At 47.4% G+C, this 20537-nt stretch carries 23 protein-coding genes; 6 read left to right on the top strand and 17 right to left on the bottom strand.

Features of this window, described 5'->3' with window-relative positions:
- Positions 1–9: 9 nt before the first annotated feature.
- From BM200_RS03190 to BM200_RS03180, 3 genes are all read right to left on the bottom strand, one after another.
- Positions 10–1629, bottom strand: a complete 1620-nt coding sequence (locus BM200_RS03190; protein WP_091181256.1) for a spore germination protein — start codon at positions 1627–1629, stop codon at positions 10–12.
- Positions 1630–1808: 179 nt separating this feature from the next.
- The gene (locus BM200_RS03185; RefSeq protein WP_091181254.1) at positions 1809–2900 is read right to left on the bottom strand and encodes a sensor histidine kinase; all 1092 of its coding nucleotides are present in this window, start codon (positions 2898–2900) and stop codon (positions 1809–1811) included.
- Positions 2890–3597 carry a response regulator transcription factor gene (locus BM200_RS03180; protein ID WP_091181252.1) on the bottom strand — a complete coding sequence of 236 codons (708 nt, stop codon included), beginning with the start codon at positions 3595–3597 and terminating at the stop codon, positions 2890–2892. The genes BM200_RS03185 and BM200_RS03180 overlap by 11 nt, the downstream gene beginning before the upstream one ends.
- Before the next feature lie 200 nt (positions 3598–3797).
- On the opposite strand from BM200_RS03180, the gene BM200_RS03175 reads away from it, so the two are divergent.
- Genes BM200_RS03175 through BM200_RS03160 form a run of 4 tightly spaced genes read left to right on the top strand, consistent with a single transcriptional unit; the run spans position 3798 to position 7907 of the window.
- Positions 3798–4874: a D-alanine--D-alanine ligase family protein gene (locus BM200_RS03175; RefSeq protein WP_091181250.1), complete on the top strand. Its 1077-nt coding sequence runs from the start codon at positions 3798–3800 to the stop codon at positions 4872–4874.
- Between the two features lie 14 nt (positions 4875–4888).
- On the top strand, positions 4889–6061 hold the full coding sequence (gene alr, locus BM200_RS03170; RefSeq protein ID WP_091181248.1) for an alanine racemase: 1173 nt from the start codon (positions 4889–4891) through the stop codon (positions 6059–6061).
- Positions 6013–6849, top strand: a complete 837-nt coding sequence (locus BM200_RS03165) for a D-alanyl-D-alanine carboxypeptidase family protein (RefSeq protein WP_245772875.1) — start codon at positions 6013–6015, stop codon at positions 6847–6849. Before alr ends, BM200_RS03165 begins: the two co-directional genes overlap by 49 nt.
- A 5-nt stretch (positions 6850–6854) precedes the next feature.
- Complete coding sequence (locus BM200_RS03160; protein ID WP_091181245.1) at positions 6855–7907, top strand: acyltransferase family protein; 1053 nt, start codon at positions 6855–6857, stop codon at positions 7905–7907.
- A gap of 245 nt (positions 7908–8152) precedes the next feature.
- Here BM200_RS03160 and BM200_RS03155 read toward each other — a convergent pair whose 3' ends face one another.
- From BM200_RS03155 to BM200_RS03145, 4 genes are all read right to left on the bottom strand, one after another.
- Complete coding sequence (locus BM200_RS03155; protein ID WP_091181242.1) at positions 8153–9370, bottom strand: multidrug effflux MFS transporter; 1218 nt, start codon at positions 9368–9370, stop codon at positions 8153–8155.
- Positions 9371–9470: 100 nt separating this feature from the next.
- Positions 9471–9644, bottom strand: coding sequence for a hypothetical protein (locus BM200_RS29870; RefSeq protein ID WP_175532716.1), 174 nt, complete (start codon positions 9642–9644; stop codon positions 9471–9473).
- Between the two features lie 142 nt (positions 9645–9786).
- Positions 9787–10806, bottom strand: coding sequence for an AI-2E family transporter (locus BM200_RS03150; RefSeq protein ID WP_091181240.1), 1020 nt, complete (start codon positions 10804–10806; stop codon positions 9787–9789).
- Between the two features lie 154 nt (positions 10807–10960).
- Complete coding sequence (locus tag BM200_RS03145) at positions 10961–11383, bottom strand: carbohydrate ABC transporter permease (protein WP_342716219.1); 423 nt, start codon at positions 11381–11383, stop codon at positions 10961–10963.
- Between the two features lie 32 nt (positions 11384–11415).
- Between BM200_RS03145 and BM200_RS03140 the strand changes: the two genes are divergently transcribed.
- The gene (locus BM200_RS03140) at positions 11416–11604 is read left to right on the top strand and encodes an FCD domain-containing protein (RefSeq protein WP_245772874.1); all 189 of its coding nucleotides are present in this window, start codon (positions 11416–11418) and stop codon (positions 11602–11604) included.
- 36 nt (positions 11605–11640) lie between these two features.
- Here BM200_RS03140 and BM200_RS03135 read toward each other — a convergent pair whose 3' ends face one another.
- The 3 genes from BM200_RS03135 to BM200_RS03125 form a co-directional block, all read right to left on the bottom strand.
- Positions 11641–12510, bottom strand: coding sequence for an ATP-dependent DNA ligase (locus tag BM200_RS03135; RefSeq protein ID WP_091181235.1), 870 nt, complete (start codon positions 12508–12510; stop codon positions 11641–11643).
- 89 nt (positions 12511–12599) lie between these two features.
- Complete coding sequence (locus BM200_RS03130) at positions 12600–12824, bottom strand: alpha/beta-type small acid-soluble spore protein (RefSeq protein ID WP_091181232.1); 225 nt, start codon at positions 12822–12824, stop codon at positions 12600–12602.
- Positions 12825–12901: 77 nt separating this feature from the next.
- Complete coding sequence (locus tag BM200_RS03125; protein ID WP_091181229.1) at positions 12902–13879, bottom strand: ring-cleaving dioxygenase; 978 nt, start codon at positions 13877–13879, stop codon at positions 12902–12904.
- 248 nt (positions 13880–14127) lie between these two features.
- On the opposite strand from BM200_RS03125, the gene BM200_RS03120 reads away from it, so the two are divergent.
- A complete protein-coding gene (locus BM200_RS03120) occupies positions 14128–14715 on the top strand; it encodes a spore coat protein (RefSeq protein WP_091181227.1) in 588 nt (195 codons plus the stop codon).
- A 246-nt stretch (positions 14716–14961) separates the two neighbouring features.
- Here the strand turns inward: BM200_RS03120 and BM200_RS03115 are convergent, their stop codons facing one another.
- The 7 genes from BM200_RS03115 to BM200_RS03090 all read right to left on the bottom strand — a co-directional run bounded on the left by BM200_RS03115 (position 14962) and on the right by BM200_RS03090 (position 20536).
- The gene (locus BM200_RS03115; RefSeq protein ID WP_091181224.1) at positions 14962–15300 is read right to left on the bottom strand and encodes a hypothetical protein; all 339 of its coding nucleotides are present in this window, start codon (positions 15298–15300) and stop codon (positions 14962–14964) included.
- Between the two features lie 153 nt (positions 15301–15453).
- Positions 15454–16041 (bottom strand): 2-hydroxyacid dehydrogenase, encoded by a 588-nt coding sequence (locus BM200_RS30710; protein ID WP_342716218.1) that lies wholly within the window; start codon positions 16039–16041, stop codon positions 15454–15456.
- A 17-nt stretch (positions 16042–16058) separates the two neighbouring features.
- Positions 16059–16418, bottom strand: coding sequence for a Rossmann-fold NAD(P)-binding domain-containing protein (locus BM200_RS30705; RefSeq protein WP_342716216.1), 360 nt, complete (start codon positions 16416–16418; stop codon positions 16059–16061).
- A gap of 25 nt (positions 16419–16443) precedes the next feature.
- Positions 16444–17277, bottom strand: a complete 834-nt coding sequence (locus tag BM200_RS03105; RefSeq protein ID WP_091181223.1) for an AraC family transcriptional regulator — start codon at positions 17275–17277, stop codon at positions 16444–16446.
- Positions 17278–17350: 73 nt separating this feature from the next.
- On the bottom strand, positions 17351–19240 hold the full coding sequence (locus BM200_RS03100) for an FAD-dependent oxidoreductase (protein ID WP_281248349.1): 1890 nt from the start codon (positions 19238–19240) through the stop codon (positions 17351–17353).
- Entirely contained in the window at positions 19203–20054 is an 852-nt protein-coding gene (locus BM200_RS03095; RefSeq protein WP_175532715.1) for a hypothetical protein, read from the bottom strand. Before BM200_RS03095 ends, BM200_RS03100 begins: the two co-directional genes overlap by 38 nt.
- A 293-nt stretch (positions 20055–20347) precedes the next feature.
- The gene (locus tag BM200_RS03090) at positions 20348–20536 is read right to left on the bottom strand and encodes a hypothetical protein (protein WP_091181218.1); all 189 of its coding nucleotides are present in this window, start codon (positions 20534–20536) and stop codon (positions 20348–20350) included.
- Position 20537: the final 1 nt, after the last annotated feature.

Here is a 20537-nt window from a genome sequence, read left to right as displayed (position 1 = left end):
AATCTCCTCCTACTGATTCTTATCGTTTAAAGGATCTAGTACGTTAGTTGACGTTTTTTCCAGCTCATCGAACATCGTTTCCGATACTTTTGTTTCATCGACAGGCTTCAAAAATGCAGGTCTCTTGTTCATCAGCCATAACGGCCCTCTGATCAGCAGATCCTTCAGCCCCTGAAAATCGACCGGGATTAGCGGGCTGAGGTATGGAACGCCAAAAGACTTGAGCGACAAGAGATGGTTCGCAATCAGGATTAATCCGATCATAACCCCGTAAAGACCAAAGATCCCCGCCAAAATGATGAGCGGAAAACGAAGCAGCCGAAGCGCAAGCGCGGCATTATAAGCCGGTGTTGCAAACGATCCGATTGTCGTTAGGGCAATAATAACAACCGTAATGGGACTGGCAAATCCGGCAGCTACGGCAGCCTGTCCAATGACTAGCACGCCAACGATTGATAGAGCGCCGCCGACTTGCTGCGGCAATCGGATCGTGGCCTCCCTTAACACTTCCATTGATATTTCGATAATGATGACTTCAACGACAGCCGGAAAAGGAACCCCTGCCCTTCCTCCCGCTACGGCAACCGCAAATTCCGTAGGGATGAGCTCCGGATTGTAGGAAATAATCGAAACGTAGATAGCCGGAAAGACCAGCGAAAAGATTAAAGCAATCAACCTGGCGAGCCGGATTGAGCTCATTAACACAAACCGCTCCGTATAATCCTCTACCGTTTGATAGAACTGGTTAAATACGGTTGGAACAACTAATGCCAGAGGCGAGCCGTCTACAAGAATGGACACCCTTCCCTCGGCTAAATTGGCAACAACTTTGTCTGGACGTTCCGTATACTGAACTTGCGGGAACGGCGAATAATGATTATCTTCAATGAACTGCTCCAGGTAGCCGGAATCCATCACCGTATCGGTATCAATTTTGGACAGGCGATTATTGACTTCCTTGACAAGCTCCGGGTTGGTAATTCCCTCCATATAGCAGACGGCTACCTTTGATTTTGTTCTGCGTCCAATCTCCATCGTCTCTATTCGAAGATCTGGAGATTGAAGCCGATAGCGGATGAGAGAGATATTGGTGCCTAAAGGTTCAATAAAACCTTCACGCGGTCCTCGAATAACCTGCTCGGTTGCAGGTTGTTCAATCGAACGTTTATCTATATTTCGGGTATTAATGATTAGGGAATGGTCCAGACCTTCAACCGTAACGACTGTCTCCCCCCTCAGAAGACTATCGACGAGAACCGTCAATTCACTTTCCAATCTGCTTTCGCTATGATAGAGAGCGTCATTCATCAGAACATCAGTCAGCTGTTTGATTTCAATGGATCTTCCTATAAGGTGTGGAGGAACATACATAAGTGCTTTCACGATATCTACATTGACGGTAGACTGATTCACCATATTAGAGTAATACATGATAACGGCTTGATACTGCCCAAACACATGGAATCTTCGAATCGTTAAATCTTCGTTCATGCCCAGAATACCGTTAATAAACGCAATCGTACTCTCGATTTGGGTACTAATCTTTTCCCCTTTATGCTTATCCAGCACTTTGCTTGGTCCTATAACAATCGGCTTCGCAGCTATACGTTTGACTTTTCTTGCAGGCATTTCATCACCAGCCAATCACCTTAGTCTGACTTTTAGCGGAAGTGGAATATTACTTATTCCCATCTTTTACAAATGGTGCGGAAGTTAATCATCCAGCCTCTTATCCCGCGGGTAAAAAGAAAAAAGCCTGGTTCGACCAAACTTTGGTCGGACCAGGCTCTTAGGCAGGCATCGTTACCCTATTTCACGAGCGGAAGCTTCACCGTAAACGCGGTTCTCCCTTGGTCGCTTGCTGCGCAAATCGCGCCATGATGCAGCTCAACGATGTTCTTGGCAATCGCGAGACCAAGTCCCGAGCCGCCCGTATGGTGCGAACGGGAATGCTCAGCGCGATAAAACCTTTCGAATATCAACGGAATAATGGCTGCAGGCAAAGGCTCGCCGTAATTTGCTATCTCAACGACGGCCTGCCTGTTGTCGCTCCAGACCGAAATATCAACCTTCCTGCCATCCCTTCCGTATTGAATCGCGTTGAGGATCAAATTTTCGAATACCCGGACAAGCTTATCCCCGTCTGCGTCAACTATGATCGGATGATCCGGGAGAGACAAATGGCTTTCCATCTCCGCCTGTTCAAATTGCAAGCGGAATTGAGCCGCCAATTGCCCAAGCATCTGGGTAAGATTGATTGGAGTCAGACGAAGCACCATTCCTCCGCTCGTCCTCGTAAATTCGAATAAATCGTCAATCATTGATTTCAGACGCATGGATTTCTCATAAGCGATTTGAACATAATGCCTCAATTCCACTTCATCCCGGTAACGATCCTCTTCAATCAGTCCCAAATACCCGACAATCGATGTCAAAGGTGTACGCAAATCATGGGAAACATTCGTAACCAGCTCGGCTTTCGCCTGCTCGGCGCGCCGCTCCTCCTCAATGGACGATTTCAGCTGAACCGTCATTTTATTGATATTGTCCGCTAATGCTCCGAGCTCGTCACCCCCTCGTACCGGTAAGGGGGAATCGAAGTTTCCGCCGGCTATCTGTTCGATTCCTTGTGAGATTCGCATCAAATAACGAATAGTCGAACGGCTTAGAGCGAAGAAATAAATAATAAATAAGATAAGGCTGGAAGTAACAAATGTAGCCGGAAGGCCGAAATTATCCAGAATCTCTCTCAACAGGGTTGGGAAAATAAAAAAATCGGAACTGTACAAAACAATGGCAACCAAGTATAGGAGGCCGATCGTCATGATAGACGCCAGCGCGCTTAACCCGAACAAATATAACATTTTGAAACGAAGGCTCTTCCACGGTTTACGGATCAATTTTATACCCTACTCCCCATACGGTCTGAATCAGCTTAACGCCGCCCAGCTCGCTTTCCAATTTATCTCGAAGCTTGCTTATATGAACCATAACCGTATTGTTGGACTCCAGGAACTTGTCCTTCCATATCGCTTCGAAGATCGCCTCCGCGCTGAACACCTGCCCAAGATGGCTCGCCAGCAAATACAAAATATCGAACTCCGTCGAGGTTAAATAAACGTTCCGTCCCTCCACCGTTACCGTATGCGCTTTTTTGCTTATGTTCAGAGAATCGATCTGAATTTCTTCCGGATCCTGCTCCGGTTGAATTTGTGCGTTTAAATAAATGGACCTTCGAAGCAGCGATTTCACCCTGGCGATTAGCTCGAGGGCATTAAACGGCTTGACCATATAATCGTCCGCACCTGTCGTCAGTCCCATGATTTTATCCATATCTTCGGCTTTGGCGCTCAGCATCAGAATGGGAATGGGAATCCCGTGCTCCGCGCGCACTGCCCGGACCACCTCCAGACCGTCCATCTCCGGCATCATGACGTCGAGAATAATTAGTTGTATGGATTCCTTGGCGATCACATCCAATGCCTCACGGCCATTGTTTGCTATGAGCACCTGGTATCCTTCGTTGGTCAAATAGATACTGATCAATTTGGCGATTTCAAGGTCATCATCCGCGATCAGGATTTGAATGGTCTTCATGGGATCTCTCCATCTTTTTAGGTTAATGAGTTGCGCTTGCCAGTATAGTTTATCAGAAATCTTCCCCGCAACCGACCACTTGGATTCACAAATAAGAAATTCTTAAGGTTTCCTTTAAGATGTTTTACGAACCTCCCGGGCCTTAACCGTTATCTTGGAGATAGAGCAACGGACAAGAATCCTGCCTGGAGGTTTTTCATATGAAAACAAAGCTATACGTTCTATACGGCGGCAAATCCGTCGAACATGAAGTGTCATTAAAAACGGCGGTTACAGTCCTGCTTTCCATTGACGAAACCCGCTATGAGGTTTATCCCGTTTATATTTCGCGTGATGGCTTGTGGTGCACGCCAGGACATCTTTCCAAGGAGGATTTGACGGTCGAACGTTTAATTGCGGAGCCAGCGTTTCACGACCCGGCCCGGTCTATTGGCGAAATCCTGTCAGGTGTAATGGCTTTGCCCGGACCAAAGGTCGTATTGCCGTTATTGCACGGCTCCAACGGAGAGGACGGCACGGTACAAGGTTTGCTGGAGCTGCTGAACGTTCCATACGTCGGAAACGGCGTACTGGCGTCCGCGCTTACCTTGGACAAGGCGATGTCGAAGCAGGTCTTGGCCCAAGCCGACATTCAGCAGACGGAATATAAAGTATGCCGCTTCGAAGAGTGGAGAACAAATGAAGAAGCGGTGCTGCGTGATGTCGAGCATTTAATCGGATATCCGTGCTACGTGAAGCCCGCCTCTCTCGGCTCAAGCATCGGCATAAGCAGATGTTTAAACCGAGGGGAGCTCCTGACCGGTATTCGCGAGGCTTTCTATTACGATAACAAGCTCGTAATCGAGCGCGAAGTGGTCGGCAGGGAAATCCAAGTAGCCGTAATCGGCAACGAGAGGCCGTTAGCTTCATTACCCGGCGAATTCATCCATGATCATACTTTCTTCAATTACGAATCCAAGTACATGGACAAGCGGCTTACGATGTCGATTCCGGCCAAGCTGGCGGACGGCTTGACTCAGCGAATCCGTGAGCTGGCAATCAGAGCCTATCAAGCTCATGGCTGCGAAGGTCTCGCCCGCGTCGACTTCTTCCTGGGTAGAGAAGGTGATTTGTTCCTGAACGAAATTAACGCTTTACCCGGATTTACGAATTTCAGCATGTATCCGGTCATGTGGGAACGTACCGACGGAACGGCCTATTCCGAGCTGATTGAAAAATTAATCGGGCACGCTATCGCCCGTCACAAAAACAAACAAACGCTTCAATATACAAGATGAGTGAGGTGAACGGCATGTTAAGAGATACTTGGGCTGAAATTAGTTTGAACCGCATTCGCGAGAATATGCTAAACATTCGCCAGTCTCTGCCATCTTCGGTGAAGCTGATGGCCGTCGTAAAGGCGAACGGCTACGGGCATGGCGACATCGAGTCGGCGACAGCGGCCGTGCGGGCGGGTGCCGATTATTTGGCGGTTGCCTACCTTGAGGAAGCGTTGCGACTGCGCGATGCCGGAATGAAATTGCCCATTCTCTTATTGGCGCCCATTCGGCCGGAGCAGGTGCAATTGGTGCTGAAGTTCAACTTGACATTAACCGTCACAAGCGCGAAATGGTTCTCTGAGATGAGAGCCTATAAGCCATACGCTTCCCCCGGAAAGCTTCGGGTTCATGTGAAGATGGATACGGGACTCGGACGGATCGGCATCCGGACCAAAGAAGAATGGGATGAGATTCTGCCGTGGCTGCGCGCGGAGGATGTCGAAGTCGACGGCTTCTATACGCATTTCGCGACGGCCGGGCAAGCCGATACCGACTATCTGGAACAGCAAGCTGCGCGCTTCGCCCAGATGATGGATTGGGGACACTCGTCGGGCCTAACGATCCGGCATTATCATTGCGCGGGAAGTATTGCGGCGCTAAGATTTCCCCATCTGGCGATGGATATGGTTCGGATTGGGGCGGCAATGTACGGCTTCTATCCGAAGAATCTTGCTTGTTCGGTAAAGCTGGAGCCGGCTTTAAGTCTCCATAGCCGTCTGATTCAAGTGAAGAAGCTGGCTAAAGGGGAATATCTCGGGTACAACAATTCCTACCGGGCCGAGGAAGACGAATGGATCGGAACAGTCCCGATCGGTTACGCTGACGGCTGGTCGCAACGGATGCAAGGCACTGAGGTGCTGATCGAAGGTCAGCGTGTCCCCATTGTTGGAAAAATCTGCATGGACCAGCTGATGATTAGGCTTCCGGGGCCGTGTGCGGAAGGGACGCAAGTCACCTTTATCGGTCAGCAAGGCGATCATCACATTACGTTTGCTGAGCTTGCCGCCCACATCGAAAGTGTCGCGCAAGAAGTATCCACGTCACTAGGAGCAAGAGTGGCAAGAGCCTATACCGATATCGAGGAGGTACGTACAAGATGGGACAAACAAACCTGGTCAAACAAAATCAATCAGGCCGTCATCTAACCTACAACACGATTCAAGCAGCTAATTCCGAAATCCACCAAGGCAATCTGGTTCTGATCAACCGCGAGAATCCCATACGTCAGTCAATCTCTTCCAGCCGTTTATTACCGCTTAGCTCAATTCCGTCTATCCATACTCTGAGGGATGGTATGCTGCTCGAGCAAACCTGTTTACGGCAGTTGGCTGATCTGCTGGAGGCTTGTCAAGGAATCAACGATATTATCGCCGTCAGCGGCTATCGGACCAAATGGGAGCAGGAGCAGATTTATGCTTCGACTTTAGCCGAGAGAGGCGCGGAATACACTGCACGTTACGTCGCATGGCCTGACCGGAGCGAGCATCAAACGGGACTGGCCATCGACGTTGGCAAGCTGAACAAGAACGTGGATTTCATCGCGCCGGCCTTTCCCGATACCGAAGTGTATAAGTCTTTTAAGGGGCTTGCCGCAAGCTTTGGCTTCATCCAACGGTACAAGGAAGGAAAGGAAGCCATCACTCACATTTCTTGCGAGCCGTGGCATTTCCGTTATATCGGCTATCCTCACGCCGAGATCATGGAGCGAAACGATTGGTGCCTGGAGGAATATATCGATCAGCTTAAAAACTACCCGTTCGAAAAAGAGCACCTTGTATTTGAGGACGAGCATTCATTCGTTCAGATCTATTATGCAGCGGCGGATGCGGGGGCTGTTACAACCATTCCCCTCGTACCATGCGACCGATACCATTTATCCGGAAACAACAGGGACGGATTTATTGTTACTGCTTGTCTGGATAAAGGCAGGTAAAACCGATGTCTAAACCAAATTACGGCGGAATGGATTGGATCAAGTTTGGCGCAGCCCTCATGGTCGTTGCCAATCATACCAGCCCGCTTCTATCCTACAGCGCTGCTGCCGATTTTCTGATCAGCAATCTTTTCACCCGCATTGCCGTTCCGATTTTTTTCATGACGGCCGGATTTTTATTTTTCCGCAAGCTGACGGGAGATCCAATAACGGATCGTAACGCCTTGCACGGCTATATGCTGAAAACCTTGAAATTATATACCGCTGCCCTACTCATCTATTTCCCGCTGAATATATATACCGGTTATTTTTCCGAATCCTTCACGACTTATTCCCTGATTAAGGACATCTTGTTTGACGGTACCTTTTATCATTTGTGGTATTTGCCGGCGTTAATACTAGGCCTGTATATAACTTTCTATATGTATCAGAAAATGACGATGAAAGCCATGCTGGCTTCGGCCGGCCTCTTGTATATCGTAGGATTGCTTGGGGACAGCTACTATGGAATGCTGCAGAACGGCAGCGGGATCGTCCATGTTTATGAAGGCATGTTCACTGTGTTTGATTACACGCGTAACGGGCTGTTCTATGCCCCTATTTATTTGGCAATCGGGGCTTGGGCAGCCAAGAGACAAATTCCGGAGAGAAAGCCGCTTGTTAATGCGGCCTTGTTTGCTGTATCGCTCGGAATGATGTTCGTTGAAGGCGAACTTTTGCATTCGGCGGGAATTCCAAGGCATGACAGCATGTATATTTTCGCGCTTCCCGCCACTTATTTTCTGTTCCAATGGTCCTTGCAATGGAAGGTCCGGTCAAATAAAACGTTCCGGGAGTGGCGAGTATGGGTTTATATTCTTCACCCTCTCGCAATCGTACTCGTTCGCGGAGCAGCGGAAGTGACTCATTCAGAAAAGCTGTTTATCTTGAATAGTCTGCTCCATTTTGCCGCGGTGTGCCTGGTATCGATCGGAATGGCCGCAGCCACGGTATGGCTATTGGCGATCAGCCGTAAATTCCAAACGTCCCGCTTCAAAAGATTGTTTGTAAACAGCTAGTACACATAAAGAGCCCGTCTCAAAAGAGGTTCGCTCGCTAGAGATACGGCTCGCATCCGTAAAAATAGCAGTGCAAGGGCTATCCCTGCACTGCTATTACCAGGTTGATTCAAAGGAATCCTCGAGCAATGGCGATCGGAAGAACATTAAAATGCGCAGGTTGCTATTTAACCCAAATTTAAAAGGGGTGCCCCTTAGTCATTTACATGACTTATGGGACACCCCTTTAATTAAACAAAATGATATTAGACGCTCGTTACGTTAGTGATCAGCGTGGACTTCTTCTTACCAAGAAGGAAGTAAGACAACATCGCCGCAACACTCGTCAATAGAATAATGACGCCGAGCGGAACGGCCGTGTCTTCACCCGCGATACCAACTAACGGCGAGACGACCGCTCCGAGCAAGAATGGAATGACACCAAGCAGCGCGGCTGCGCTGCCCGCCATATGACTCTGACTCTCCATTGCAAGCGGGAATGCTGCCGTTGATGTAATGCCGATTGACGCTACGAAGATAAACAGCGGAATGACGAGTGCGAACAGCGGCCCATGCAGGAACGCGACCACCAAGACAACTACGCTTGCCAAGAGGGCTAGCAACAGGCCGACTAACAGGAAGGTCTGTTCCGATACGCGGTGCGACATTCGACCGACAAGTTGGGAACCAATGATCAGACTGATCCCATTGGATCCGAACAACAGAGCGAATCCGGTCGGCGAAACTCCGTAAATATCTTGATAAATAAACGGCGTTCCGGAAACATACGCGAAGACACCCGCAATCATAATCCCTTGTGCCAGCATGTAGCCGACAAACTGGCGGTCTCGCAACAGTGAGCCATAGTTCTGCAGCTGCTGCACGAAATTGCTGGAACTCCGACGATCAGCTGGCAAAGTTTCCTTCAGCCCAAATTTTGTCATCACCGTAAGGTAGATTCCGAGCAAGGCCAACGCTATGAATACACCCTTCCAATTCGTGAAGGATAGAACGCCGCTGCCCGAAACCGGTGCTACGAGCGGCCCCAAATTACCGACAAGCAAGAGCAGCGAGAAAAATTTAGTAAGCTCATGCCCGCTGTACAGGTCGCGCGCGATCGCGCGTGAAATAACAATGCCTGCTGAAGCGGCAAAGCCTTGTATAAATCGGAATGCAATCAACAAACCGATATTTGGAGAGAATGCACAAGCTAATGAGGCGGCAAGATAAGCAGCCATGGAGATCAGCAGAGGAATACGTCTTCCGTGGGCGTCGCTGAGCGATCCCATGACGAGCTGTCCGATGCCAAGTCCGAGCAAACAAGCAGTCAGGCTAAGCTGCACCAGCGAAGGGGTTGTGTCGAATTGCTTCACAATCTCCGGGAACGCCGGTAAATACATATCAATCGTAAAAGGCCCAAGGGTCGAAAATAATCCGAGCAGCAAAGCGAGTCCAAACACTTTCTGACTGTTCTTTTTGGTCATGATGTAGAGAATCTCCTATCCTTCTAATCTGAATTCTAATTGTACGATGTTCTTCAGTGATCGTAAACCATTGACCCGGAGCTTGAATGTTTTTTCTTTGTTAATCCTCAATAATAAAAAACTTATTGCCATTGATCACCGCAACACCGCTCTCTTGCAGCGCATCATTCTTTCTCCTAGCATCCCCTGTTTCGTCTTGACGAGTTCGTTGCTCATTCGTTTCTGAATGTAACGAACAAACTTTGGCCATGCACCAGGCACGTTTTGCAGTCATATCTATTTGATTCTCCCTTGGATTATAATTTTAAAATATAAAAAGCCACTATTAGATCTTACTACCTAGAGTGAACTCCAAGTCAAGCAAAAATAATCCCCCTCTTCAATTACGGAGGGGGATTACATGACGCTTGCGCTCATTAAAGAGGCTCGGATGATGAACCAGCTTGCTCCACCTTGAGCACGTCCAGCATAAACATAAAGATCGGAATGCCAATCAATAGCCCCCAAATGCCCATATAATGCTCGGACAAAATGAGGATGAAAAACGTGTAGAACATCGGCAGATTTGTCTTGTGCGCATACAGCCTGGGGTTCAAGAAGTACGTCTCCAGGGCATGGATAACCAAAACAAGCACGATTACCCAAATGACGGTTGTACTGCCGCCGATCTGGTAGCCGATAATGGCAATCGGGATAAAGGATACCACTACGCCAGCAACCGGAACAAGGCTAAGAAGAAATACCATGATGGTTAGCGCAAACAGATACGGGAACCCCATAATCCACAAGCCGGCAATGGTGAGCACCGTATTAATGACGGCAATCAACAGCTGTACTTCAAGCACCTTGCCGAAGGATGCAATAAACTTGCCGCCAAAATAGCGGAATTCCAGATACAGCCAGCTTATTGAGCTGCCGCTGAACTTTTCCGTAAACTGAACGATCTTACGTCTTTCGAGCAGGAAGAAATAGCTAAGCAGAATAACAAGCAAAATAATTTCGAGCCAGCTGCCAATTTTCTTGGCATAAGTAAGCGCACTGTTCAAATAGGTCTTGTACTCGATCTTGTCGAGCGTATCGGCGACCACCTGGGCGATCTGATCGTTTTGCGAAGAGCCTAGAAACTTTTGCACATTGTTGACGATATCCACGATTTCATTGATCAGCTTGGGCACGTAATTAACCAAACCGTAAACGAGGCCCACAATAAGCGCGACATATAAGACCGAGGTGACGACAACCGGCGAGACCGGAATCACCCGTCGTATCTGCTTCGTAAGAATGCTTTGTACCCGACTCATCACAAACGTGACCATAAATAGCAGAAGGAGCAAATTCAGCATATCTCTGAGACTGTACAGCAAAACAATGACCAGTAGGACAAACACAAGCCTTTTGACGATCGAATGGGCAAAAAAAGTTTTGAGCGTTTCCACACATTTCCCTCGCAAAATTCAATTTTATAATTAATAATACCTTGTTTAACCTTGAAACGCACCCTCCCTTGCCAACCAATGAAAAGGCTGCCCCAAATTGACCTTTGGGACAGCCCTTGCACGGAGTCTATCATTTCCTTCATTTGTAAATGCTTTACCCTTTCACGCTGCCAAGACGGATCCCCGCCACAAAGTATTTTTGCAAATACGGGTAGACGAGCAGAATGGGAATCGCGGCTACAATCATTTGGGCCGCTTTGACCGAGCGGTCATTTAATTTGGCCAATCTTTGCGCTTCGCTCATTGACATCGTATTAAAGTCAAATTTGATCACGATAGACTGCAGGTAAGTTTGCAGCGGGTAATGATTCCCTTTCATATAAATCATGCCGTCGAACCACGCATTCCAATGTCCGACAACACAGAACAGCGTGATGGTTGCAATCGCGGGCAAAGACATCGGAACATAAATTTGCCAGAGCGTACGCAAATGTCCTGCACCATCCATATAGGCGGCATCTTCCAGTTCCTGAGGGACCTCTCGATAGAAGTTCAACAGCAGAATGATGTTGAACACCGACACGGCGCCAGGAAGTAATCACTCAAGCGATGGAGCGACTGCAGGATCAGCTGTATCGGATTGCCATTGGCGTTCTTCGAAAAGACCGGACAAGAATCAGCGTCTCTTATGACGATCATCTTCGGATTTTCCAGTTTATTCAGGGTGGAGAGGCAGACAAAGCTAGTCAAGCCATGGAGGAGCACTTGGAATTCGGTAAACGGATTTTGATTATGTAAAGGACGAAAAGCCCCTGAATGATCCACTAGGATCATTCAGGGGCTTTTCAGTTCACTTGCGAATCCCACATATTCGGGGGTTCGAAGCATGTTATTGGATGTCCAGTTACGGAACCTTACTTTCACTTTTAGTATGGGCTTCACATATACAAAATGTCTGTCTTGACCCGTGATAATGGATGGAGCGACTTTATGGAAAGCTTTCTTTGCATCTGCAGGCACTGCTGATTCTATACATCCAACAGGTCTGCCTTCATGTTCAACAAGCCACCCAAACTCATTGCGTCTGTAACCGCTTATGGCCACTTCAGCATGTTGATAGTTGAGTATTTTCAGCCAATTCTCAGAACGTTCGCTAACGTAGTTTGAGTACTTGTTCTTTGCTACGATACCCGCTAAACCTATATCTTCGATCACTTTGAATAATGCCTTACCCTGCTGGCTTATAGACAATGTTGCATGGTAATAGGCATTGGGTATAAGTATTTGTGCAAGAATCTTTTTGCGCTCGACGAGCGGTAAATGAGTTAAGCACTTGCCGTTAAGGTATAGGATATCGAATACAAAATAGTGAACCGGCTCTGTTCTTGAAGCTTCTTTCATTTTCGTAAGCTTACCCATCCGGAATCTGTTCATGAGTCCTTCAAAGTCATTCGTACCGTCTTCTCTAACCCTTGCTACTTCACCGTCAAACACCACATCAATATGATTGCCTACCGGGACATTAAACAGCTCCGGGTATTGTCTGGTTACTTCATTATTATGTCGAGTAAACATTTTAACTTGCCCATTAATAAAAGAGATCATAAGACGATGGCCGTCAAATTTAGGTTCAAATAAGTAATCATCGGAATCAAAGGGCTCTTCGGCCGTATCAAGAAGCATAGGTGAAATGAACATAAGCATTCCCCTCTCATCCCAACATTATAACATCGTTTAACGTGCTGTCCGATGGTAAGTGATGTGTGAGATGGAGGGGAATTGTTGTGTGCTTATTATCTGCTTGTATTGGAGAATGTTGCTCCGCTTAAGGACTGTTCAGCCATTTGAACGAGACGTTTCGTAATATTGCCGCCGATTGTACCTGCTTCACGAGTCGTCAAATTTCCGTTATAGCCCTCCGAGAGCTGGATGCCGTGTTCTGTAGCCACTTCATATTTCATGCGATTCAAAGCTGCTTGAGCTTGCGGTACAACTAAATTGTTGGATTGGTTAGCCATAATCGTCAACTCCTTTTCTTGGATGTAATATTATTTTGTGGAGTTGTTGGAAATTTATGCGTTGCATTTTTATCTCTTTATTCCTTCACCAAATTCTTTGTACTTCTTACCGTATCAATGGGGCGAACTAACTTTTCAATTTGTTCGCGTTGCGGTTCCAGGAATGGAGGCAGCGATAACTTTTCGCCAAGAGTTTCATAAGATTCATCCCCCATAAACCCTGGACCATCTGTCGCAAACTCGAACAATATTTGAGGAGCAACTCTGGCATACAAGGATTCGAAAAAGTGGCGATTAACATATCCCGATGTTCGCAATTTGAATGTGTCCAGACGATTAATCCATTCCTCCAACACGCTGCGATCGGCTACTCGGAATGCGGTATGATGAACCGTGCCGAACCCTTGCTTGGCCGGAGGCAAAACAACATTATGTTCAACCACGACTTGGGCGCCGTTACCGCCTTCACCCATCTCGAACAAATAGAATGACCCTTCCTTGGCGATTTCCCTGAATAACAGAACTTTCTCCAACATTTCTTTAAAGGAGTCGAATTGAGCGACCCGTACAAAGACTGGGCCTAGACCAGTAATTGCGTATTCTAAAGGAATTGGTCCCTTTTTCCATGGAATTCCGGATGCAACACCCTTATTGTTCTCATCGGAAATCAACTGATATTGCTGATCATCAAAGTCGATGAACGACAGCGTTTTTTTACCAAACAGCTCTTGTATTTCGGTATGCTTAACGGCTAGACGATCAAAGCGCTTTTCCCAATAATCCAGTGCCGCATCGCTTGGCACCCGAAAAGAGGTTTTATATATTTCGTTATTGCCATGGACGCCTTTAGGCATATTCGGGAAATCGAAAAAGGTCATATCTGTACCTGCGCTGCCTTCATCATCTGCGAAAAACAAATGATAAGTTTGAATATCATCTTGGTTGACTGTTTTCTTAACTAAGCGCATGCCTAATACATACGTGAAAAACTCATAATTCTTCTCTGCACTGCTTGTAATCGCCGTTACATGGTGGATTCCTTTTAATTCATTCATTGATCTTTCCTCCGTTTCAATTTTAGCTTTCTCTTATTCAAGACCCTTTATTTCATATGTCTTATATCTTATATCACCTAAACCAAAAGCCCTCAATCTAGCCTTGCAGGCCGATTGAGGGCTTTCAATATCGTAAGGATCCTTATCCTGAATGTCGATAAAAAGACGCCGGAACCAACAAGGATGAGCTTGGGAATTTTGGTTATAATAACGCGGTCACGATTTAGATTAAGGGAGGATTTTTAAAAATGGCTGCACATTTAGGCGCACACGAAACAATGGAGATTCATGAAATTCTAACATCAGCTATTAACGGCATCAACCATTTCCAGCTGTATCGCTCCATGGTTACGGATCAACAACTATCTCAAATGCTTGACCGTCATACTCAAATGATGATGAGCGAGTATCATTCTGCCGTACAGTCGTTAAATCAACAGGGCTCTGGGCAAATGATGCCATTCAAAACAATGGAAAACCAGGCTCCTAAATACGGCTTGGATCATCCAACGCCACAAAGTCCTAACCTCACCGGCAGCACGTTAGACGACCGTGCCGTTGCTACTGCCATGCTGCTTTGTCATAAGAATTCGGCATCCAAAAAAATGATGGCGGCCTTGGAGTGTGCGGATCCGCAGGTTCGCCGCATGCTGCAGCAAGGCTCCGTGAATTGTGCCGAGCAAGCCTACGAGGTTTGGCAATACATGAATCGCATGGGTTATTATCAAGTACCAACGATGAAGGAAGAAACAACGAATACGATCCTCCAGACGTATCAGCCTGCAACAAATGATATGACCCAACCGATGAACGGAATGTTTCAGTTCCGTCAATAACAGTAAAAATCCGTAATTGCTTGAAGCCGGTTCCGATTATGGAGCCGGCTTTTTTAACGTGATACAGCTAAGGTTTATGATTAAAAGGCCGCTTCTGATTAGCCAAGGTCCAAAGCACTGTTGAGCAGCTGGACATCATCGACGAACAAGTCCACCGAATTGGCCAGCGAACTATTCATAATGAAGATTTGAGCAATGGTCGCTCCCGAGAAGGCAGGTTCCACGTAAAAATAAGCGGTCTTCCAGTTATTCGCCGTAGCGTCCGGCAGGCGGGAAGGCACCGTGGCTATAAGTCCCGTATTCTGATAGACGAGCCCGGTCGTGAAATAAAAGACGCCGATAACGACGGACGGTCCGAGACCGGAGCCGTTCTTCGACAACGCAAACGACCATCAGCTGGAAGCTGTTGCTGTCGGGTACGCTAACGAGCTTATAGATATAGGAGCCGGACGTCCCTCCTGCAACCTGGGCGGAGTTCGAGCCGGTATGGCTGTAAGTCGAATTGAGTCCTACCGTCCCGGAGGTTGTCCAGCCGGTCAGTCCCGATTCGAATCCGCTTTTCGTGACATAATTAATAATGCTCATGCATGTTTCCCCCTCATAGATGGATTGTGAAGCTATCTATTCTATTAAGGCTTGTACGGCTTGGTACTTCCAATGGCCTGGCTTGAAGCCCATTTCATAGAGTAACGTCCGATAGGACATTTTTATTCCATAATGGATAGAGACTCAAATAACTTACGCATTCACCAAGTGCTCTGATTGTTGTCCACGTAATCCGCGAATTAAGTTCTCTGCTGCCAATTCAGCCATTAACGTCCTGGTTCGGATAGAAGAACTTCCAATATGAGGAAGGACAACTACGTTAGGCAGCTTCAAGAGAGGATGATCCATTCGGACCGGCTCTTGCTCGAATACATCTAAACCAGCCGCCCAAAGCTTGCCCTGCGTTAACGCATCATAAAGAGCTTCCTCGTCCACTATGCCTCCACGCGCCGTGTTAATCAAGACAGCTGTGGACTTCATCTGCTCCAGCTCTGGCTTCCCAATAAAATGATATGTCTCGTCGTTCAGCGGGGTCATCAAGCATACGAAATCAGACTGGGCTAGAAGAACATCCAATTCCGCATATTCGATGCCACTCTCCTGCTCTGCATCAAGCTTACGACTCCGGTTAAAGTAGAGTACCCGCATATCGAAGCCCTTTGCCCGCTTTGCCAACGCTTGGCCAATTCTGCCCAGCCCGATAATCCCCATGGTCGATTGGTATATATCCTGTCCCGTCAGCTGCATGGGAGACCAGGTTTTCCATTCGCCATTCCGCAAATATTGAGAAGCTTCTACTACCCTCCGCGAGGCCGCATTAATAATGCAAAAGTTAAGTCCGCCGTAGTCTCCGTAAGCACACCTGGCGTATTCGTCACCATAATGGCTCTGCTGCTGGCTTCAGCCACATCAATATTGTTGTAGCCGACGGCCATGTTACTAATCACCTTCAAATGGGGTGCTTGCTCTAACAAAGGTCGATCGATCGCTTCGGTAAGCAAGCACAACAAACCTTCGACATCCCTAACCTTTTGCTCCAGCACATTTCTGGGAACAGGGATATCTTCCTCTTCCCACATGTCCACCTCGCATGCCATTGTGAGCATGTCCAACGCGCTGGATGGAATTTTCCTAGTAATAAAGATTTTGGGCTTCATTTTACCAACTCCCTTCGTCTTATGTTTAACCCTTGCGATAATCCCTTGGTGATAATCCTACCTCCCGGGTAAAAAGCTTGGAGAAGTATAGCGGATCCTCGTAGCCAATATCACGGGCAATCTCCGATATAGGAGCGAACCCGTTGCGCAGCAGCATCTTGGCCTTCTCCAGCCGAACTTTATGTAAGTATTGTACATAACTGTATCCTGTATATTTCTTAAATAGTAACGAGAAATAGCTGACCGACAAGGAGCAATATTGTGCCATTTGTTCCCTGTTTAACGGTTCTCTGAAGCGTTCATGCACATGCTCCATAGCCCGGTGAATCGACTGTTCTGCCCTTAATTCGGATAATGGCTTGGACGTCTGCATCCCTTCCAGTTGATCCAATAAATGAATAAGAAAATCACGGGAGCGCCACTCATACCCCGGGCATTTATCATTCCATATCTGTAGCATCTGCCGAAACTGCTCTTCTGCCCGCGTTACACTGTCAAGCTCAACCACATGCGGAAGCCGCAAGGAAGTACGGGAAACCTTCGAAGTTAACTCCCGTCCTTCCCATTCAATTAATCGATAATCGAAATGCACAGCAATATATATTAGCGGGTTAGTAGACTCCGTGGTAAATCTCAATCGGACACCGGGCGGCGAGATGTGATAAAAACACCCTTTGCGCAGCTTGTAGCTTTCTTCATTAATCTCCAGTTTCCCTTCGCCGCTGACGACATACCCCATATTGCACATTTGGGTGGAAGGGATGACCACCTCATATTGGTGATTATTCCAATGCTGCCTATCCCGAAACAAAACATCGACAACTCTGGGCATAAATCGATTCATGAAATCCTGATCCATCCCCGCACCTCCAAGCCTTGATTTAAGAGAAAAAACGGCCTTCTCCATTATAAGAGATACAGCCGTTTGATTCCTAATCCAACCAATGCTGGACTCGTGTTTCATAAATGTATTTAACCCGATCATTCATGTTTTTCTTCAAGAATCCATTCGCTTCTTTTAAATGAGTTTTAAGGGTAATGACTAATTCGAGATTAGGATCGGCCAACCGCTTGGTTAATAATTCGGTTACCTGACTTCTCCATTCGGGGAAAGCATCAGCGATTCGAATGGCAGCGATCATGGAAAAAGAGAAGAACTGGAAATATAACTCCTTAAGATCAAAAATGAACTCATCATTGCTTCGATCCACATCCATTTTATCGATAAAAGCATCACTTTGCATGAAAGAGAGCAGCTCTGGCATGATGTCTTGATCCTTTAACCTGCCCAGCAAATAAATAGCTGCAAATACATGAGGTTGATTGAACTTACGGCTAGATTTCGGCACATAGAGATCACGGCGATATACCATCTCCCGTAGTACAGGCAAACAAGCAGGATCTCCTATTAATCCTAGCGCCAATGCACTGTTTTTATAAAGCAAGCCGTGTTCCTGCTCACCCATCCAATTCAGTAAGGTTCCCCTCATCTGATCACCTAACCGCTTGGCCGACCAGATAGCAAAGCCCGATTTATCAGAGTTTAAGGCTTCCTTCAACTCCTGTGGATCGTTCATCCACTTCATAGCGGGAACAGCAAGCTTTTCATTTGATTCTTGCGGTGTGATCTCCTTAAACTCTGGTCGGTCTCCTGCTTTCATGCACCCGGTCTCCAACTGTAGCTCTACCAGCTGTTCATAGGACAGTTCTCTGATTGGAACTTCCTTTGTAATAGATAGAAACGCCATATTCGCAGCGGTCTCACCGCACTTCTCCATATCCCGCTTTTGCCTTATGGCAGAGGCGATGTCATGATCCAGCGAGATACAGCGGCCAGCTGCCAGCAACCCGTCAACTCCTTTAGGGATCAAGGCCCCTCTTGGTATCGGAACGTTGAAGCAAGGACCAAACAAGCTGGCAGCGACAAGCCAATCCTGCTGGAGATTGCTTTCAAACGCCATATCCTTCCCATGGTTATCCAAATTGGAGAATCCTAGAAATACCGGCTCTCGTGTCACCCGGCCTTCAAGGAAATCCGCGAAGGTAACTCTCTCCTCCCCCACAATATTGCGACTTTCACGTATGCCTAGCAACTGACAGATCTTCAGCAGCAAAGGCTCTGCCTCGTACCGCTCCTGCAAATGGGTACCCAACAGGTTAGACTCGAAGATCGAACGGGTCACATCCTCCGCCTTGCTGATATCCATGTAACCCGAATCCGTATAGAAGTTGCCTACTTTTTGATTAGGGTACAATCTCATCTGCACATTGGAGAAAGGCTGGCACGTTCCATCCATTTCTCTTCCCATATCGAAGGAGCAGCCGGCTATCTCACAAACCTCCGCATTTCCGGTACTGTCGATAACGAACTTAGCTGAAGTATGATGAACTCCAGTCGGTGATACCCAGCGTAAGCCCTTCACCGCCTGACCCTCCATGTACACTCCTACAACATAAGATTCATATTCAACGTCGACGCCTGCCTTAACCGCTTCGGAATCCATCACCCAGTTTTTAATCTCGGCATGCACACCTTGGAAGGGTACGAAATCATCTTGCCTCTGATAAGCAGCCACTTGACTGTCGATGGACTCAAAAACCCCGCCCCGGTTGCCATAATAATAGCCTACAACACCACCGGTCGTACCTGTCCCGCCCATGCAAGAGAGCTTCTCTATCCCTAGCACCTTCAAGCCTCTTTGAGCTGCGCTGATGGCTGCCATCGAACCCGCCGTACCGAGCCCTACTACGATCACGTCATAGTGGTCCTCGAACGCGGCCGTGCTAGTGGATGGCGTAATTACCCCAGCATGTTTCTCCATTAAACGCATCACCGTTTACCCCCAACCTCAAGTTGTATCCCTGTTCATAAGCTTCCAGCGGATTCACATAATAGGCGGACGGAAGCCAGTCCCATCCAGGTTGAATCTGTGCTTGCTGAGTATCAAACTCCATATCGAACTCGTCTGCGTGAGTCACGAATGCGCAGGAACGCAACGGCTCCGGACGATTAAGCCAAAATTCGAACAGCTTACTCCTTGCCGAAAACCAATCATCCATCGGATCTACAGCGTATTTCAACACCGTTTCATTCGGGAAGCGCCCTTGATATAGGGCGTATGCTGACAGCCCCTCCGTACGACCAGCGTCCGGTGAGCCGAGCAGCATCATATTCAGACATTTTGCTTTAACCTGGCACCGATCAACCTTGGTGACACACCCCGAAGTCGTGTCCACCAGACGGTCAGCGACGATGTGACGAAATCCCGAAGCATCATAGCAAACTACTTCAAATTTACCATCACAAGGTTGCGCCTCCACAACCTGCGTCTGCATTCTCACATCCAGCTTTTGCCCGGTGATATGCTTGATCAGCACAGGCATCATCCCCGGCAAATGAAGTCTCCCCTCCTCATCCGTTACATTCCTGCGGATTAGCTCCCTATGCAGTTCAATACCGCTTGCAGTCAAAGGTGCATACTTGCGGTCCGACAGCTTGAAGCTGCGAATGAATTCGATCCCAACCCCATTGGAGGGCTCGATAACCAATGCATCCCGACCAATACGCGAGGCAAGCCCCAAACCTAGCATCGAAGCCCCTATGATCATCGTTGATACATGTTCAACCGGTTTCATTTCCATCATCCTTTTCTATTATCACTCGTAAATATGAACGTTTTAATTTCTCACACCTTTGATTATACTCACTTGTTGTATGGCTTAAATGGAGAAAGCTCTATAAAAAATGGTGATTTATCTTCTCATCTGATATTAAAAACCAGCTTCCTTTCCCCTTCACTATCAAAAAAAAGAAAGATGCGTTCCCCTGTCATTCCGGATGATAGGGATTCGCCTCTTTCTAATGAAAACAAAAATTGAATTGTGGAAAGGACTCACTTTCCCTTCCAATATCTGATAAACGGATAAACTTATTTAATGGTACTGAACCGATTGAAACTTTCTTTCACCCTATCCGTCATCCATTCGTACGATTGCTCGTTGCCCTCCTGCGGTAATGGCGCTTCGATGCCGTAGTAGCCTGCTGCGGATGTTTTCCCCAATTGCTCTTCGTATGTACCTTCCATCCCCCACAACGCCTTATATACACGTAACTCCATC

The organism is Paenibacillus catalpae (assembly GCF_900112695.1).
Classification (GTDB): domain Bacteria; phylum Bacillota; class Bacilli; order Paenibacillales; family Paenibacillaceae; genus Pristimantibacillus; species Pristimantibacillus catalpae.
This window is presented reverse-complemented; position numbering and strand designations above follow the sequence as displayed.